The sequence below is a fragment of the Nitrospirillum amazonense genome (assembly GCF_029594735.1).
Classification (GTDB): Bacteria; Pseudomonadota; Alphaproteobacteria; order Azospirillales; family Azospirillaceae; genus Nitrospirillum; species Nitrospirillum amazonense.
In genome coordinates, this window is the sequence record NZ_JARPAF010000001.1 from 100,206 (window position 1) to 116,318 (window position 16,113).

At 70.0% G+C, this 16,113-nt stretch carries 15 protein-coding genes; 6 read left to right on the forward strand and 9 right to left on the reverse strand.

Features of this window, described 5'->3' with window-relative positions:
- Nucleotides 1–32: 32 nt before the first annotated feature.
- Complete coding sequence (locus P5F91_RS00420) at nucleotides 33–1,253, forward strand: YbfB/YjiJ family MFS transporter (protein WP_277906098.1); 1,221 nt, start codon at nucleotides 33–35, stop codon at nucleotides 1,251–1,253.
- Between the two features lies 1 nt (nucleotide 1,254).
- Here P5F91_RS00420 and P5F91_RS00425 read toward each other — a convergent pair whose 3' ends face one another.
- From P5F91_RS00425 to P5F91_RS00440, 4 genes are all read right to left on the reverse strand, one after another.
- Nucleotides 1,255–2,853: a sensor histidine kinase gene (locus tag P5F91_RS00425; RefSeq protein WP_277906100.1), complete on the reverse strand. Its 1,599-nt coding sequence runs from the start codon at nucleotides 2,851–2,853 to the stop codon at nucleotides 1,255–1,257.
- Entirely contained in the window at nucleotides 2,850–3,581 is a 732-nt protein-coding gene (locus tag P5F91_RS00430; RefSeq protein WP_277906101.1) for a response regulator transcription factor, read from the reverse strand. Before P5F91_RS00430 ends, P5F91_RS00425 begins: the two co-directional genes overlap by 4 nt.
- An 8-nt stretch (nucleotides 3,582–3,589) precedes the next feature.
- Nucleotides 3,590–3,832, reverse strand: coding sequence for a hypothetical protein (locus tag P5F91_RS00435; RefSeq protein ID WP_277906102.1), 243 nt, complete (start codon nucleotides 3,830–3,832; stop codon nucleotides 3,590–3,592).
- Nucleotides 3,833–4,092: 260 nt separating this feature from the next.
- Nucleotides 4,093–4,554, reverse strand: a complete 462-nt coding sequence (locus P5F91_RS00440) for a hypothetical protein (RefSeq protein WP_277906103.1) — start codon at nucleotides 4,552–4,554, stop codon at nucleotides 4,093–4,095.
- Nucleotides 4,555–4,630: 76 nt separating this feature from the next.
- Here P5F91_RS00440 and P5F91_RS00445 point away from each other — a divergent pair, with 76 nt between their 5' ends.
- Entirely contained in the window at nucleotides 4,631–4,801 is a 171-nt protein-coding gene (locus P5F91_RS00445) for a hypothetical protein (RefSeq protein WP_277906104.1), read from the forward strand.
- Nucleotides 4,798–5,658 carry a protein-methionine-sulfoxide reductase heme-binding subunit MsrQ gene (locus P5F91_RS00450; RefSeq protein ID WP_277906105.1) on the forward strand — a complete coding sequence of 287 codons (861 nt, stop codon included), beginning with the start codon at nucleotides 4,798–4,800 and terminating at the stop codon, nucleotides 5,656–5,658. Before P5F91_RS00445 ends, P5F91_RS00450 begins: the two co-directional genes overlap by 4 nt.
- 4 nt (nucleotides 5,659–5,662) lie before the next feature.
- On the opposite strand, the gene P5F91_RS00455 is transcribed toward P5F91_RS00450, so the two are convergent.
- A complete protein-coding gene (locus tag P5F91_RS00455) occupies nucleotides 5,663–7,246 on the reverse strand; it encodes a hypothetical protein (protein WP_277906107.1) in 1,584 nt (527 codons plus the stop codon).
- Between the two features lie 269 nt (nucleotides 7,247–7,515).
- Here P5F91_RS00455 and P5F91_RS00460 point away from each other — a divergent pair, with 269 nt between their 5' ends.
- Nucleotides 7,516–8,634 (forward strand): NAD(P)/FAD-dependent oxidoreductase, encoded by a 1,119-nt coding sequence (locus tag P5F91_RS00460; protein ID WP_277906109.1) that lies wholly within the window; start codon nucleotides 7,516–7,518, stop codon nucleotides 8,632–8,634.
- Nucleotides 8,635–8,653: 19 nt separating this feature from the next.
- Here the strand turns inward: P5F91_RS00460 and P5F91_RS00465 are convergent, their stop codons facing one another.
- The 3 genes from P5F91_RS00465 to P5F91_RS00475 all read right to left on the reverse strand — a co-directional run bounded on the left by P5F91_RS00465 (nucleotide 8,654) and on the right by P5F91_RS00475 (nucleotide 11,094).
- The gene (locus tag P5F91_RS00465) at nucleotides 8,654–9,865 is read right to left on the reverse strand and encodes an MFS transporter (RefSeq protein WP_277906110.1); all 1,212 of its coding nucleotides are present in this window, start codon (nucleotides 9,863–9,865) and stop codon (nucleotides 8,654–8,656) included.
- A 174-nt stretch (nucleotides 9,866–10,039) separates the two neighbouring features.
- Entirely contained in the window at nucleotides 10,040–10,504 is a 465-nt protein-coding gene (locus P5F91_RS00470) for a DMT family transporter (RefSeq protein WP_277906111.1), read from the reverse strand.
- Between the two features lie 80 nt (nucleotides 10,505–10,584).
- On the reverse strand, nucleotides 10,585–11,094 hold the full coding sequence (locus tag P5F91_RS00475; protein ID WP_277906112.1) for a helix-turn-helix domain-containing protein: 510 nt from the start codon (nucleotides 11,092–11,094) through the stop codon (nucleotides 10,585–10,587).
- A 330-nt stretch (nucleotides 11,095–11,424) separates the two neighbouring features.
- Here P5F91_RS00475 and P5F91_RS00480 point away from each other — a divergent pair, with 330 nt between their 5' ends.
- Nucleotides 11,425–12,558, forward strand: a complete 1,134-nt coding sequence (locus P5F91_RS00480) for a D-alanyl-D-alanine carboxypeptidase family protein (RefSeq protein ID WP_277906113.1) — start codon at nucleotides 11,425–11,427, stop codon at nucleotides 12,556–12,558.
- A 119-nt stretch (nucleotides 12,559–12,677) separates the two neighbouring features.
- Complete coding sequence (locus P5F91_RS00485) at nucleotides 12,678–13,712, forward strand: YeiH family protein (RefSeq protein ID WP_277906114.1); 1,035 nt, start codon at nucleotides 12,678–12,680, stop codon at nucleotides 13,710–13,712.
- 4 nt (nucleotides 13,713–13,716) lie between these two features.
- Here the strand turns inward: P5F91_RS00485 and P5F91_RS00490 are convergent, their stop codons facing one another.
- The gene (locus P5F91_RS00490; protein ID WP_277906115.1) at nucleotides 13,717–16,110 is read right to left on the reverse strand and encodes an ABC transporter permease; all 2,394 of its coding nucleotides are present in this window, start codon (nucleotides 16,108–16,110) and stop codon (nucleotides 13,717–13,719) included.
- Between the last annotated feature and the right edge of the window lie 3 nt (nucleotides 16,111–16,113).

Consider the following 16,113-nt stretch of genomic DNA (forward strand, 5'->3'; position numbering starts at 1 on the left):
CAAGGCCGGCCGCAGCAAAGGCAGTTCATCCCATGTCCACCTCCACCACCGGGGACGGCGCCGTCCCCCGGAACGCCCCCGGCTTGTCCGCCGCGTCCTGGATGGCCGCCATCGCCGGGCTCAGCGGCAGCTTGGTCGCCGTGGGCCTGGCGCGCTTCGCCTACACGCCCCTGATTCCGCCGCTGATCGCCGCCCGCTGGTTTGCGGCCGGCGACGTGGTGACCCTGGGGGCGGCCAACTTCGCAGGCTACCTGGCGGGGGCGCTGCTGGGCCGGCCCCTGGCGGCGGCCCTGACCAGCCGCTGGACCCTGCGCCTGATGATGCTGGCGGTCACCGTCGCCTTCTTCGCCTGCGCCTTTCCCCTGTCAGTCGGCTGGTTCTTCGTCTGGCGCTTCCTGTCCGGACTGGCCGGCGGCGCCATCATGGTGCTGGTGGCAACATCCATCCTGCCGCACATCCCGCCGGCCAGGCGCGGGCTGGTCAGCGGCATCATCTTCGTCGGCCTGGGCCTGGGTATCGCCGCGTCGGGCACCGTGGTACCGGCCCTGCTGCGCCTTGGGCTGGTGCAGGCCTGGATGGGACTGGGCGGCCTGGCGCTGCTGCTGACGGCCGTCAGCTGGTTCGGCTGGCCGGCGAGTGACCTGCCCGCCCCCGTCGCGACAGCGGCTGAGGCGGCGGGTGGGCGCACCGGCGGCATCCTGCGCGTGCTCTACGCCGAATACGCCCTGAACGCCCTGGGCCTGGTGCCGGTCATGGTGCTGCTGGTCGACTATGTCGCGCGCGGTCTGGGCCGGGGCGCGGATGTCGGTGCGCTCTACTGGGTGTTGTACGGCGTGGCGGCCATCGCCGGTCCCCTGGCCAGCGGTCCGCTGGCTGACCGTATCGGGGCTGGAGCGGCTTACCGCCTGTCGCTGGCTGCGCAAGCGGCCGCCGTGGCCCTGCTGGCCGTGAGCGGCCACCCCCTCGCCCTCGCCATGGCCACCATCGTCCTTGGCCTTTTCACAACCGGCATCGTGCCCCTGGTCCTGGGTCGAATCCGCGAACTGCTGCCCCACAGCCATAAGCTGCAGCAGGCGGCGTGGAGCCGCGCCACGACCGCCTTCGCCCTGTTCCAGGCGCTGGCCGGCTACGGCTATTCCTACCTGTTCAACCACAGCGGCCAGGATTACGCCCTGATCTTCCTCTGTGGCGCGGTCGCCCTGGTGGTGGCCCTTGTCGCGGATACCGCAGCGGCGCTGGGTGGGCGAAAATGACTCAAGCCCGGGGCAGGGTCACCTCAAACACCGCCCCGCCGCCTTCCGGCGCGTCGCCCAGGCGGATGTCGCCCCCGTGCGAGCGCAGCAGGGATTGCACGATGTGCAGGCCCATGCCGGTGCCGCCGCTGTCCCGCCGTGTGGTGAAGAAGGCGTCGAACACCCGGTCGCGGTTGGCGGGGGAGATGCCGTGGCCGTTGTCGGCCACGGTGACCACCACCGCCCAGTCGCGGAAGGCGACGGCGATGTCCAGCGCGGTGGCGCCGTGGCGGCCGGCGTTGTCCGCCAGGTGGCCGAACAGGATCATCACGTTCTCCGCCGACATGGCGACGGCGGCGTCCTCCCCGCCGGCGGTCAGCGCCAGGCCCGGGAACTGGGCCGCCAGCTCGGGCCAGACGGCGGCCAGACTGGTGCGTCCGCCGCGTACCGGATTGTCCGCCTGGGCCAGGTCGCGCAGCCGCTGCACCAGGGCCGTCAGGCGGCGGGTGTCGGCCAGGATGTTGCCCAGGAAGCGCCGGCGCTGGCTGGCGTCCATGGCCGCCTCGCCGTCCATGTCGTCGTGCAGCAGCTCCGCCGCCCCTTGGATGCCGGTCAGGGGCGACTTCAGCTCGTGGCTGACATGGGCGGCGAAGGTGGTGATGTAGCGCGACCGGTCGGACAGGCGCTGCGCCATGTCGTGGAAGCTTTGCGACAGCAGGGCGATTTCCCGGGTACCGTAGTGCGGCGCGTCGGCCGGCCCTTCATCCAGGCCGCGTGTGCCCAGTTCCCGCGTCTGGCGCACCAGCTGGTGGATAGGCCGGGTGATGGTGCGGGAAAAGACGAAGGCGATGATCAGGATGACGGCCAGGATGCAGCCGCCGGCCAGGGCCACCTTGCGCCGTTCCCCGTACAGGTGGCGGAAGATGTTGTTGGGCGTGCGCGAGGCGTAGATGACGCCGGCCACCCGGTCCCCGTTTTGGGTATGGGCGATGACGGGCAGGGCTACGAACACCCGCACGCCCGTCCCCCGGCTCATGGAATAGAGCGGCGGCGGCTCATGCTGCGACCGGCGGACGCGCAAGGTCGCGTGGTATTGCCCGGCCAGGGCGCCCGCCACCTCCGGCACGTCGGCCAGGGACAGGCCCACCTCCTCCGCCCCCGCCAGGATGGTGCCGTTGAAGTCCAGCACCCGCACGCCGGCCAGCATCTGGTCCTGCGCCCGCTGGGCGATGGCGTAGATTTTGGACCCGATGGCCTGCAGGGCAGGGTCCACGGCGGCGGTGGCCGGCACGGCCGCCGGCCGGGCGCCCAGCACGTCATCACTGGTCAGGTCCAGCGCCGGCTCGATGGGATGGAACCGCTCCTCTGGTGCCAGGGATGTGAGGGGGGTGGGCGACAGGGCCGGCGGCGGGTCCAGCCGCTCCACCGCGTCGGCGTAGGCGGCGGCCAGCACGCTGGCCTGGGCGATCAGCTCCGCCTCCGTCTGGCGCACCAGCTGATTCTCATACAGGCGGAAAAAGAACAGGCCGGCCAGGGGCAGTGCGGCGACCGCCAGCAGCACCGCCACCACGATCATGCCCAGCGACGGGCGCCATTTGGCGCGGACGCGCAGGGGCGTCACGGCGCCGTGCCCGTGGTGCAGGGGCCCAGGCGGAAGCCCACGCCGTGCACCGTTTCCACCGCGTCCTCGCACCCCGCCGCCTGGAACTTGGCGCGGATGTTGCGCACATGGCTGTCGATGGTGCGGTCGGAGACGTGGATGTTGTCGGGATATGCTGCGTCCATCAGCTGGTTGCGGCTGAACACCACCGCCGGCCGGCTGGCCAGGGTCTTCACCATCATGAATTCGCGCGCCGTCAGGCCCAGCTCACGCCCCGCCACAGTGGCGCGGTGGCCGGCGCTGTCCAGCACCAGGGCGCCCCTGACTATGGGAGCGGGCGTCAGGGGAGGGGCGTCCTCTTGCGGCGGTGCCACCGCCGGGGCGGGGCCCCGGGCCCGGCGCAGGATGACGTTGACGCGCGCCACCAGCTCACGCGGGCTGAAGGGCTTGGTGACGTAATCGTCGCCGCCCATCTCCAGCCCCAGCACGCGGTCGATCTCCTCATCCCGGGCGGACAGGAACAGGATGGGCACGTCGGAGGCGCGGCGCAGGCGGCGGCAGACCTCCAGCCCGTCCATTTCCGGCATGCCCACGTCCAGCACCACCAGGCTGGGTGGGTTTCGGGTGGCCAGGTCCAGGGCGTCCACGCCGTTGCCGGCCCACTCCGCCGCCATGCCGGCCTTCTCCAGGGCGAAGCACAGGACGTCGCGGATATGGGGATCGTCATCGACGACAAGGATGCGGTGCATGATGCCCATCATGGTTGGCCCGTCTGATCGATACCATCTGGATGGGCGGCCAGATAGTCCCGCAAGCCTTGGTCGCGCGCGGTCCAGCTGCGCCAGTCGGCGTGGGTGGTCAGGAAGGCCGGCGGGGCGATGCCCAGCGGCGCGTCATGAAACAAATGGCTCGCCAGCGTCGCCAAGCCGGCGACAGGCAAGCCGGGGGCGTCGCCGCCGGGCGCAGCACCGGCGGCCGTGACGGGGGTGGTATCGGTCATGGGGCCGGGGTCTTCCTGGTCTTGAAGGGCAGGATGACGGCCGTCGGCCCCCAGGATACCGGGCGCGTGTTCGCCGCCAGCCACCAGCCGTCGCGCAGGACGCACGGCGGCAGGGGAGCGGGGGCGGGAGTCAGGGGTGGGGTTCCGGCGGGTGTCATGCCGCCGTTATGCGACGCGACCGTGCAGCCCTGCGGGCGCCGGTCAGCAGATATCCAGTATCTTTTGTGCAGATTCTGTGCAGGCGGCCGCCTGGCGCCGTGTCACTTCGCCTTGATGGTGATGGTCAGGGTATCCGTGTAGTTGCCGGCGATGGTCTTGGCGTTGCCGGCGATGGTGACGGCCACGGCGGCCGTCTTGGCGAAGGTAGCCTTGGACCGGGTGACGGAGACGCTGCCGCTGCCGTTGCCGGTGGTGCCGTCGTAGAGGGTGGTGAAGGTAACCGTGTTCTTGCCCGACTGCAGCTTGCCATTGTTGGCGGAGTTGACCGTGATGGTGTAGCCCTTGGCATCGTTGCAGTTTTCAACCACGCTGCCCACCTGGCGCTTGGTCTCGCCGCCCACCACATCCAGGGCGACACCCAGGTCGGTGACGTCCACGGTGCAGGCGGTGACGACGGTGGCCTTCAGGCCGATGGTGTTCTTGGCGGTGGCGGCGCGGGCCGGCGCGGTGGCGGCGGTCCATGCCAGGCAGCCCAGGATCAGGGCTGCCAGCAGGCGGGTCATGAATGGTCCTCGGTTCCAGTGGGCTTTAAGCCCGTTTTGGCAATGGTTAACGCAAGGACCGGGCCAGGTGCGGCGGATGGCCGCGCGCGGTAAGGTAAATAAGGAATTAATTAGGGATGATGGTTCGGTTTATCCCTCTGAAAAGGCGAAGATAATGCGTTATGCAACAGAAATGTCCGGCGTTTTTGCCGTCAGTTTTGCAAAAGGTATTGCATATCGCAGTAGTTTCGCCGGGGGCCAGGCATGAACTGGCGCCTGTGGCAGGACCGGGCCGGCCGCTACTCCTGGCTGATGACCCTGGTGCTGGCGGGCTTGTGCCTGCCCATGGCCCTCATCGGCTATGACGCCATCATGGGGCAATTGGGTCCCCGGCCCTACAACGCCTTCATCCATGAGGTGGGCGTGTGGACCTTCCGCTTCCTGCTGCTGTCGCTGCTGGTGACCCCGCTGGCACGCATCGCCCGCTGGCCGGCGGTGATGACCGTGCGGCGGCGCATCGGCGTGGCCGCCTGCCTCTACGCCGTGGTCCACCTGGGCGGCTACGCCGCCGACCAGTCGCTGGACCTCCTGCACATCGCGTCCGAGATCGCGCGCCGCGTCTACCTCACCATCGGCTTCGTGGCGCTGCTGGGCCTGGTGGCGCTGGGCATCACCTCCACCGATGGCATGATCAAGCGGCTGGGCGGCCCGCGCTGGCGCCGGCTGCACGCCCTGGTCTATCCCATCGCCATCCTGGGCCTGGTCCATTATTTCCTGCAGGAAAAGGCCGACGTGACGGTGCCCACCCTGATGGCCGGCTGGCTGGCCTGGCTGCTGGCCTACCGCCTGCTGAACCGCGTGCTGCCCGATGGGCGGCCCCGCTCGGTCCCGGTGCTGCTGGGGCTCAGCGTCCTGACGGCCCTTGGCACGGCGGGGGCGGAGGCGTTGGGCTTCTGGGCCGTGCGCCACCTGCCGCCGGATCTGGTGCTGGAGGCCAACCTCAGCTTCGACTGGGATGCGGGCATCCGCCCCGCCTGGTATGTCCTGGCCGGCGGCCTGGGCCTGACCCTGGCATCCGTGGTTGGCGACCTGAAGCAGCGCGCGCGCCGGCTGGCGCGGGCGTAAGGACTCAACCTTTCAGTCCGCGCCCCTCGGCCAGGGTGACGAGGTTCACCAGGTTGGCGTCGCGCCAGTGCTTGGTCCGGCGCAGTTCATTCTGCGCCTTGACCAGCAGGGTGGTGATCAGGGCCATCTCGGCGCCGGTCATGGGGGTGGCGTCGCGCAGGCGGTCGGTGGCCGTCTGCACCAGCCCCTGGTCCAGCAGAGTCATGCTTTCGCGCAAATCGGCGCCCACGGCCTGCGACAGCTCCGCCGCGCGCACCGCCTGGCCCAGCCGCTCCCGGCTGTCGCCCGCTTCGGTGCGGGAGAAGGCGGCGCGGTAGGCGTCCGTCAGGTCCTCCACCAGCCGCTCGCGGAAGTCGCTGTAGCGGGTGCCCCAGTGCAGGCTGCGCGTCAGGGTGTTGCGCCAGCGCATGGTGTAGCCCAGCGCCCAGGCCAGCGCGGCATGGTCCAGCGCCATCCGGCCTTTGGCATGAGCCGTGACCGACACGCGCATGGACAGGTAGGGGTACAGCGCGCCCTCCACCTTCTTGATCATAGTGTCCAGGGTGCCGTGGGCCAGGCTAGCCTCGCGGCCGTCGCGCAGCAGGTCGAACTCGTCGAACAGGGTCAGCAGGTCGTCCAGGTAGACCAGCTCCCGCTCCAGCAGCTCGCGCCGTTCCGAGGCGACGACCAGCGGGCGGCGGGCCACCTCGCCGGCGCCGGCCAGGGCGCCCAGCTCGTCGGCCAGGACCTGGCAGGTGCGGGCCAGGTGGCGCACCAGGGCCGACAGCAGCACCGGCTGCCAGTCGCTGGGACCCTGCACCAGATAGCCGCTCATCTGCCGGTAGGCGCGGTGGCGGTTCAGCAGCACCAGGGGCATCAGCAGGGTCAGCTGGTTGGCCTGGGCCGCCGGTACGCCTGGCGCTTGGAAGGACAGCACGGCCGCCGCCCCGTCGGCTCCGCCGTTGTCATCATTGCCGTTCAGGCCCATGACCAGGCGGGAATAGTGGCCGCCGTTCTCCAGCAGCATGTACAGCAGCGACAGGTCGGCCAGCATCAGGGGGCGGGGCACCACCCCAAGGTTCTTGCGCGTCGCCTCCGTCCGGCGCCAGGCGTTCATCGCCTCCAGCAAATCCTTGGTGGCGGCCTTGTCCTGCAGTGTCTGTGACAGCCGCGCGGCGGCGGCCACGCGCAGTTCCTCACGCAGGGCCAGGGCCTTGGGCGTGCGCAGCACGACGAACAGCGGCTGTTCCTGGGCCAGGGCCGACAGGGTCTCATCCACCGAGCGGCTCAGCGGCGCCAGCGGCTTGGCGGCCAGGGCGGACCACAGGCCGCCCACGTCCAGCGGGTGGATGCTGCCGGGACAGTGGAACTCTTCGCGGAGCAGCCAGGGGTCGCTGGTCAGGAAGGGTTCGAACAGCTGGGTGAACTGGCGCCGGGCGTGGGCCTGGCGCTGGGCGTTCAGCTTGTGGATCAGGGCACGGCGCACCATCGCCCGGCTTTGGTCCGGGCTGGAGTCGACCTCTTCGAACAATTTGCGCGCGGCCTCGGGCGATAGCCGGTCCACCAGGTCGGTCAGCGTGCGGGCACGATCGTCTTCCGCCGGGGTCATGCCCTGCCCCGAAGGCCGCCGCGGCAAGCCGTGCTCAACCCCATGCTTCCAACCCCATAGCCCATGCGCCAACGGCATCCATTATGGCCTGCGGATATTTCCGGCAGGTAAACGAACATCCCCCAAGTAATACGCTCCGGTCCCTTGGCCGACAATTATCTTAAAGGTTTGACCCTTCCAAAAGGTTTGAGGCGCGACCCGCGCCTGCGGCATTGCGCGACGCGGCACCGTCCGGGCAGATTTGACCGCGGATAGGACGGGAGCAAGGCATGGCCGGCGCGGATACGGATTTCGACGCGATCGTTGTGGGGGCGGGGGCTGTGGGTTTGGCCTGCGGCCGCGCCCTGGCCCTGCGTGGCCTGACCGTCGCGGTGCTGGAGGCGGAGGACGCCATCGGCCAAGGCGTGTCCTCCCGTAATTCCGAGGTGGCGCACGGCGGCCTCTACTATCCCACCGGATCCCTGCGGGCGCGGTTCTGCGTGGCCGGGCGGCGGATGCTATACCCCTTCCTGGATGCCCACGGCGTCACCTACGACAAGTGCGGCAAGCTGGTGGTGGCGACGGAAGAGGCGGAGGTGCCCCGGCTGGAGGGCATCCTGAACCAGGCCCGGATCAACGACGTGGAAGGCATGCGCTGGTTGAGCGCGGCCGAGGTGCACGCGCTGGAGCCGGACCTGCGCGCCGTGGCCGCCCTGATCTCGCCCGAGAGCGGCATCTTCGACAGCCATGGCTACATGGTGGCGCTGCGGGGGGAGATCGAGGGCCGGGATGGCGCCGTGGTCACCGGCACGCCGGTGCTGGCTGCCACCCCCCTGGAGGGCGGCGGCTATGCCGTGCGCACCGGCGGGCGCGATCCCACCACCGTCACCACCCGTCTGCTGGTGACCGCGCCGGGCCTGTCGGCCCAGGATGTGGCGGCCCGTATCGAAGGCTTCCCGGCTGACCTGATCCCCCGGGCGCACTACGGCAAGGGCAGCTACTTCGCCCTCAACGGCCGGGCGCCGTTCAAGCGCCTGGTCTATCCGCCCCCCATTCCCGGTGCCTTGGGCGTGCACTATCGCCGCGACCTGGGCGGGCAGGCGCGCTTCGGCCCCGACCTGGAATATGTCGAGGCGCCCGACTATCGCGTGGATCCCGGCCGCGCCGACGGCTTCTACCGCTACATCCGCCGGTTCTGGCCGGGCCTGCCCGATAGCGCCCTGGTGCCGGACTACGCCGGCGTGCGGCCCAAGATCCATGGGCCTGGCGAGGCGCAGCCCGACTTCCGCCTGGATGGGCAGTCGGCCCACGGCCTGCCGGGCCTGGTGGCCCTGTTCGGCATCGAGAGTCCGGGGCTGACCTCCTCCCTCGCCATCGGCGAGGCGGTGGCCGGCCTGCTGGATGCGTGAGCAAGGGAAGACCGGACCGTCAGCGCGCCCCGGGCGCGGTTGCCTCCTGAGCCCGGTTGCCCATGAGCGCCAGGCCGCCCAGCGCCAGCGCGGCGGCGATGCCGCTGGCGATGGCCAGGCCCAGGAACGCGCCGAAGATGTCGCCGAAGCGATGGGACAGGGTGGTGACGACGAAGGCGCTCAGAAACTGTCCAACGAAGAAGGATGCTTGCCACAGGCCGGTGGCCCGGCCGCGGATCTCGAACGCCAGGCCGCGCAGGGCCCAGGTCAGCAGGGTGGGCAGGATAAGGCCGCAGCCGAACTGGGCCAGCGCCACGGAGGCCAGCAGCCATCCATGGCCGGTCGCCAGCGCCATGCCGCTGAAGCCCGCCCCGCAGAGGGCGAAGGCCATCAGCAACAGCATGGCCACCGGCTGGCCGGACAGGCGCTGGAAGGCGATGGTGCCCACCGGCACCGCCAGGCTGGCCGCTGCCGTCATTCCACCGATGGCGGCGGGGTCGGTGACGCCCCGGCCGGTGAGCGCCAGGGACAGGTCCACCTGCACGGTATAGAACAGGACGGCGGCGAAGGCGGTGATGGCGCAGATGCCCCCCAGGCGCGCCCAGGGAAGGGCCACGCTCCGGTGCGCCTCGGGATGCTGCAGGACGTCCTCGGTCTCCTCCGGCTCCCAGGTGAAGAAGCGGATGCCGGCCAGCAGCAGCAGGCTGCTGGCATAAACGGCGAAGGGGGCCCGCCAGCTGATGGCGCCCAGCGCGCCACCGATGACGAACAGCGCCACGGCGGAGATGGAGGCGACGGCGGTCTGCAGCGCCAGCCATTTCTCCCGCTGGCGCCCCTTGAAGTAGTCGCCGATCAAGGTGGTGGTCAGGGTCATGACGGCAGCCTCGGTCACCCCCACCACCACCCGGCTGGCCAGGATGGCGCGGAAATCATCAAGGACCAGCGGGGCGACGCCGCAGACGGCGTACAGCAGCATGGACAGCATCAGCAGCCGGCGGCGGCCAAAGCGGTCGGCCAGCCAACCTGCGGGCGCGGAGAACAGGGCCACGCACAGCGCCGGTGTCGTCAGGATCATGGGCACCCAGTAATCGGCCTGGGGCATGTCCTTGAAATGCGCCAGCATTTGCGGCAGCACCGGCGCCAGCACGACGACGCCCATCACCGACATCGTGCTGGGCAGCAGCAGCGCCAGCCCCTGCGCCAGGCCGGCCGTCCGACTTTTGGAAGCCACGTCAAATACCCTCCCTGGGGACGGGCGCGGGCGCCGGTCCGTTATCCTCCTGCCATGATCGGGGCGGGCTTTTCCCGCCGGCCTCCGAACCATGGCACCCCTAAACTAGAAGGCGCGGACAGGGCGGTAAAATCAGGGTTTCCGATATCATGCATCGGCGGCACCGGCAGGTCGCTATCGGCGTACCAGGACGACGCCCAGGATCAGCAGTGCCGCGCCCAGCAGCCGGGCGATTCCGGCGGGGTGCGGGGTCACGCCCAGGGCGCCGACATGGTCGATGACCAGGCCGCACAGCATCTGCCCCACCACGATCAAGGCCAGGACGGTGGCGGCGCCCAAGCGCGGGATCATCAGGATGGCGGTGGCGATGAAGGCAGCGCCGAACAGGCCGCCGGCCCAGGCCGGCCCGGGTGTGGCGCCTAGTGCCGCCGCCGTCGGCCGGGGCCCGGACATCGTCAGCGCCAGCAGCAGCATGGCCGCCATCCCCACCAGATAGCTGGTGAAGCCCGCCCACCAGGGTGATCCCAGCGCCATGCGCAGATTGGCGTTCAGGACCTGCTGCACGGCCAGGCTGGCGCCGGCGGCGACCACCAGCAGGCAGGAGAGCACGGTGGCGAGGGATGGGACGAGGGACGGCATGGGGCGCGGCTTTCCAAAAGGGGTGACGATGGCACCACCGATAACGATGGGCCGCGCCGCGCTATAGAACGGGTGTGACCTCAGCCGGCGCGATAGCGTCCGGGCGTGACGCCGAAGGTGCTGCGGAAACAGCGGCCCAGGTGGCTCTGGTCGGCGAAGCCCGTGTCCGCCGCCACGGCGGCGATGGCTTCGCCCTGGCGCAGCAGGGCACGGGCGGCGTTCAGCCGGTCCAGCAGGCGGAACCGCTGCGGCGCCAGGCCGTGCAGCCGCTTGAAGCGCCGGGAATAGCCCTCGCGGCTCAGGCCCGCCAGCGCCGCCGCGCGGGTCACGGTTTCCCACCCAGCGTCGATGTCGGCCGGCGGCCGCGGGGTGCCCGGCGGCAGGTAGAGGTTGGTGCACACCACCCCCGCCGGACTGGGCAGGGAAAGGTGGGGCACGCCGGCGGGGATGCGCACGGCCTGGCCCGCCGCCACCTCGACCGGGACGCCGGCGATGACGAAGCGGCGCACGCCGAGGAGGACCATGGTTACCTGGTCCTCCTCATGGAAATGGACGGGCAGGGCCACGTCGTGCCCGCGCACCGTTCCCATTTCAACGGCCGCGCCGTCCCCGGGACGCCAGTAGCGCCAGGGCTCGTCAGAAATTTCGGGGACGGGGGACGGATGCACGGCGGCGGCCTGGTGGGTGACGGGCCGCCATGGTACCGCCAACGGCAGGGATTGGGATTGCTGTTTTGATGGCGCGGGTGGCTTGGCGGCTGGCATCCCCACCGCCGGGTGAATCGCCCTTTATCTTGTTGCGTCATCTTTATTCCACCCAATACCTGGACAGAATCCATTGAATCTTCTACCCCTAGGGACAGTATTCCATTCCCTAGGGGCGAGAGGAGCGGCACGGTGGGTTTCAAGGGGGCGATTGGGGTGGCGCGGCGTGTTCTGGGCCGGCTGGGGGCTGTGGTCGCGGCGCTGGGGGCGGTGGCCGTCGGCTTGGGCGCCGCCCATCCGGCGCAGGCGGGCTACGCCTCCCTGGTGGTCGACGGCGGCACGGGCGAGGTGCTGAACGCCGTGAACCCGGATGAGCAGAACCATCCGGCGTCGCTGACCAAGATGATGACGCTCTACCTCACTTTCGAGGCCATCCACCAGGGGCGCCTGCATTGGGAGGATGAGCTGCCGGTGTCACGCAACGCCGCCAACAAGGAACCGACCAAGCTTGGGCTGGAGGTCGGGCAGACGGTCAGCGTCAAGGATTGCGTCCTGGGCATGATCGTCATTTCCGCCAACGACGGCGCCACCGTGGTGGGCGAGGCCCTGGCCGGCGGCAGCGAACAGGTGTTCGCCCGCATGATGACGGACAAGGCCCACCAGCTGGGCATGACCAACACCGTGTTCCGCAACGCCTCGGGCCTGCCCGACCGCGAGCAGGTGACGACGGCGCGCGACATGTCGCGCCTGGCCATGGCGCTGCATCGCGATTTCCCGCAGGACTATCACTACTTCGCCACGCGCGAGTTTGATTTCGAGGGGCGCCACCTGACCGGCCACAACCGCCTCATGTACCGCTACCCCGGCATGGACGGCATGAAGACCGGTTTCACCAACGCTTCCGGTTCCAACCTGGTGTCCTCGGCCGTGCATGACGGGCGCCGCCTGTTTGGCGTGGTGTTCGGCGGCAGCAGCGCCAAGACCCGCGACAAGCTGATGGAAACCCTGCTGGACAACGCCTTCGCCAACCGCGACACCGACCCCAAGCTGGTGGCGCTGGCCGCCGGCCGCCCCCTGACCCGGATGGCCCGCGCCCGGGGCACGGGCCGCGTCGCCCACGCCGGCCGGGCCCGCACCGTGCACGTGGCTGTGGCACCGGTGCAGCGGCGCGGCCACGCCGCCGCCGCGCACCAGCGCGTGGCCTCGGGTCACGCCGGCAGGCATGTCACGGCCCATGCGGCGTCCAAGGGCCATGCCCATGCCAAGGCGGTGAAGGTGGCGGGCAAGGCCGCCAAGGGCAAGGTGGCCGGCAAGGCGCACGGACACCACCACAAGGTCGCCGCCGATTGATCTCTTAACTAGATCGATATCAACAGAACAATCTGTTGGATGGTTTTGTGTGAAATGGCGATGTTTGGGGGGCGCGGTCCAATGGGGTCGCGCCCCTTTCGTATCAAGGCACCGCCATCATGGTCCACTCTGCCCATACCGTCGCCGTATCCGCCGTCCGCTGGCCCACGCTGTCCTCCGTCACCCGCCTGGTCCCGGGCCTGGTCTACTGCCTCATCCCGGCCGCGGCCGGCCTCGCCTTGCACCGCGTGCCGGCCCTGGGACTGTTCAGCCCCATGATTCTGGCCGTGGTGGTCGGCATCGCGCTGCGCAGCGCGGTGGGGCTGCCCAGGGTGACGCAGGCGGGGGTGACCTTCGTGCTGAAGCGCCTGTTGCGCATCGCCGTGGCCCTCCTGGGCCTGCAGTTGACGGCGGCCCAGGTGGCGGCGGTGGGTCCCACGGGTGTGGCCATCATCGCTTTCAGTCTCGTGGCCACCTTCGTCTTCACCAAGACGGTGGGCCGCTGGCTGGGCGTGCCGGCGCCCCTGGCGGAACTGATCGCCGCCGGCACCTCGATCTGCGGTGCCTCGGCCGTGGTCGCGGCCAACACCGTCACCCAGGCGGATGATGAGGACGCGGCCTACGCCGTCGCCTGCGTCACCGTCTTCGGCAGCATCGCCATGCTGAGCTACCCGGCCCTGGGCGCCGCCTTGCACCTGGCGCCCCGCGCCGTGGGCCTGTGGGCCGGCGCCTCCATCCACGAGATCGCCCAGGTCGTGGCCGCCGCCTTCCAGTCGGGCCAGCAGGCCGGGGAGTTCGGCACGGTGGCCAAGCTGACCCGCGTGGCCATGCTGGCCCCTCTGGTCCTGTCGCTGGGCGCCCTGCGCCGCCGGCGGGAAGGCACGGGCGGCAAGCCCATGCCCATGCCGTGGTTCATCCTGGGCTTCGTGGCTCTTGTCGCCCTGAATAGCCTGCACGCCGTTCCCGCCGTGGTGAAGGACTGGGCCCCCGGCGTCACCACCAGCCTGCTGACCTTGGCCCTGGCCGCCATGGGCTTGCACACACACGTCGGCCGCATGGCCGCCAAGGGCTTCGCCCCCCTGGCCCTGGGCGCCCTGGCCAGCCTGTTCATCGCAGGATTGAGCCTGGTGCTGATTGTCACGGTGTGGGCGTGACGCCTCATTCGTGACGAAGGGCCCTTATCGGCTTGGATTGGGCCACCCGCACCGATTGGCCCGCCACCGTCAGCCCAGCGATCGCCAGGGCCAGGGCGGTGGGGGCCAGCAGGCTGAGGGGCCCCACATCGACGTGGGTGGCAAAGCTGTCCAGCCACTGGCGCAGGCCCCAGTAGGTCGGGATCCACACCAGGACGCCGGCCAGCAGCACGGGCTTAGCGAACTGCCACAACAGCAGGCGGACGATGTCGGCGACGGAAGCGCCGTAAACCTTGCGCACCCCGATCTCCTTGGTGCGCCGCTCGGCGGTGAAGGCGGACAGGCCATAAATGCCGGCGCAGGCCATCAGCACGTTGACGGCGCTGAACAGGATGAAGATTTGCGCCTCAATGCGGATGATCAGGGTCAGCATGGCCACGTGGTCATCGAAGAAGAAGCGCTGCACGGGCACACCCGGGTTGACCGCCCGCCAGGCGGCGTCCACGGCGGCCAGGGTGGCGGCGCCGCTGTCCTTCAGCTTCACATAGATCAAGCCGTCATTGGCGGCGTCGTTTTCCTGCCCCCGTACCCGGAACAGTAGGGGCGGGATTTTCCCTTCCAGGTCGCCAAAGGAAAAATCGGGGACCACGCCCACCACCTCCAGCCGGTTTTCATAGCCGTACAGGGATAGGGCCAGGGTCTGGCCGACGATCTCTTCCGCCCGGCCCCAGCCCAGCGTGTGGGCCGCCGTTTCGTTCACGATCACGGTGTTGCCGGGCTGGGATGTTCCTGCCTCCTGGGCACGGGCGGGATCGAACAGCCGGCCGGCCAGGGGTTCGATATGGAACAGGGACAGGAAGGTGGCGTCGGCATGCACGCTGCCCAAGGCCACCGTGCTGCCGTCCGACAGGGTGGCCTTGTAGGACGCGCCGCCCTGGGGCGACAGGGATTCCCTGTCGGCGCAGGCCAAGCCCCGCACCCCGTCGGCCGCCGCCATGCGGTCGCGCAGGGCGGCCGGGCAGGTGCCCTGCAACACCACGATATTGGATGGGTCGTAGGGCAGGCGGGCATGGGTCAGCATGACCTCCTGCCGATGCACCACCAGCGTGACGCTCAGCAGGGCGATGAGCAGCATGAACTGCCCCACCACCAGGCCCTGGCGGATGCGGCTCGACCGATCGCCGCCCCCGCCGGTCCCCCTCAGGATGGCGCCCGGCCGGTATGACGACAGGACGAAGGCCGGATACGCCCCGGCCAACACGCCCACGGCCAGCACCAGGCCCAGGATGATGGCAATGACGTCGGGCGCCGCCAGTTCCAACGCCATCTCGGTATGCAGGACGCGGTTGGCCGGCCCCAGGGCCAGTTCGGTGAACGACAGGGCCACCACCATGGCCACCGCCACCAGCAGCGTCGTTTCCAGCAGGAATTGGGTGATCAGGTGGCGGCGGCGGGCGCCGCTCAGCTTGGCGATGCCAATCTCCATGGCCCGCTGGCCCGCCCGCGCCGTGGCCAGCGCCACGAAGTTGATGCAGGGGACGATCAAGGTCATGGCGGTGATGACCAGCATCATGGCCATCAGGGCCCGCGACCGCGGGCTCAATTCCGGATCCAGTGGGATGTCGTTCAACGCCACGCCGCGCAGCCTCATCTGCCCCGCATCGTCGGCCTGCCGGTGCCGGGCCAGCAGTTCGTTCAGGGCCCGGTCGGCCGCCGCGGCGCTGGCGCCGGCCTGCAGGCGGAAATAGGTGAAGACCGGGTTGAAGCCGGCCGGGTTCATGCGGGTGTCGCCGGCGGTGGCGCTCAGGCTGGCCTTGGCGTTCTGACCCGAGGCGAAGGCGCCGCCTTCATGCAGCGCCCCGCGCGGCGGCGGGTCCTCGACCACGGCCATGACGCGGAAGGATTGTCCGCCCATGTCCACCGTCTGGTCCAGCGGCGCGTCCCGGCTGAACAGCTTGCGTGCCAGGGATCGCGTCAGCACCATGCCATCGGTGGTGGCCAGCGCCGTGGCGGGATCCCCGGCCACCACGGGCAGCGGCAGAACCTGGAACAGGGTGGGGTCGGCCCAGATGACGACCTCACGAAAGGCGATGTCACCCCGCCGGATGATTTGCGGGTTGCCGATGAAACGGGTGACCGCCTCCACATCCGGCATGCCGGCCGCCATCAGCCCGGCCAGGGGGGCGGGCGTCATCCACATCTGTGCGGGGGCCTGCCCGGGCGTGGTCACCGTGCCCGTCACCATGTATGTCCGGCCATGGAGGGGGATGTCGCGGCTGTAGGTCATCACGTCGCGGGTCAGCAGCGCCATCATCAGCGCCGCCGTCAGGCCGATGGCCATGCCGACGAAGGTGATCAGCACGTCGGCCCGGGTGCGCCGGATGCCGCGCAGGGCCAGGCGCAGGGTGGTGGTCAGCATGGG

What these genes read in the sequence shown, in the direction of transcription:
- P5F91_RS00420 (WP_277906098.1), top strand. Translation starts at nt 33, where the DNA reads ATGTCCACCTCCACCACCGGGGACGGCGCCGTCCCCCGGAACGCCCCC.
- P5F91_RS00430 (WP_277906101.1), bottom strand. Translation starts at nt 3,581, where the DNA reads ATGCACCGCATCCTTGTCGTCGATGACGATCCCCATATCCGCGACGTC.
- P5F91_RS00435 (WP_277906102.1), bottom strand. Translation starts at nt 3,832, where the DNA reads ATGACCGATACCACCCCCGTCACGGCCGCCGGTGCTGCGCCCGGCGGC.
- P5F91_RS00440 (WP_277906103.1), bottom strand. Translation starts at nt 4,554, where the DNA reads ATGACCCGCCTGCTGGCAGCCCTGATCCTGGGCTGCCTGGCATGGACC.
- P5F91_RS00445 (WP_277906104.1), top strand. Translation starts at nt 4,631, where the DNA reads ATGGCCGCGCGCGGTAAGGTAAATAAGGAATTAATTAGGGATGATGGT.
- P5F91_RS00450 (WP_277906105.1), top strand. Translation starts at nt 4,798, where the DNA reads ATGAACTGGCGCCTGTGGCAGGACCGGGCCGGCCGCTACTCCTGGCTG.
- P5F91_RS00455 (WP_277906107.1), bottom strand. Translation starts at nt 7,246, where the DNA reads ATGACCCCGGCGGAAGACGATCGTGCCCGCACGCTGACCGACCTGGTG.
- P5F91_RS00460 (WP_277906109.1), top strand. Translation starts at nt 7,516, where the DNA reads ATGGCCGGCGCGGATACGGATTTCGACGCGATCGTTGTGGGGGCGGGG.
- P5F91_RS00470 (WP_277906111.1), bottom strand. Translation starts at nt 10,504, where the DNA reads ATGCCGTCCCTCGTCCCATCCCTCGCCACCGTGCTCTCCTGCCTGCTG.
- P5F91_RS00475 (WP_277906112.1), bottom strand. Translation starts at nt 11,094, where the DNA reads ATGGGAACGGTGCGCGGGCACGACGTGGCCCTGCCCGTCCATTTCCAT.
- P5F91_RS00485 (WP_277906114.1), top strand. Translation starts at nt 12,678, where the DNA reads ATGGTCCACTCTGCCCATACCGTCGCCGTATCCGCCGTCCGCTGGCCC.
- P5F91_RS00490 (WP_277906115.1), bottom strand. Translation starts at nt 16,110, where the DNA reads ATGCTGACCACCACCCTGCGCCTGGCCCTGCGCGGCATCCGGCGCACC.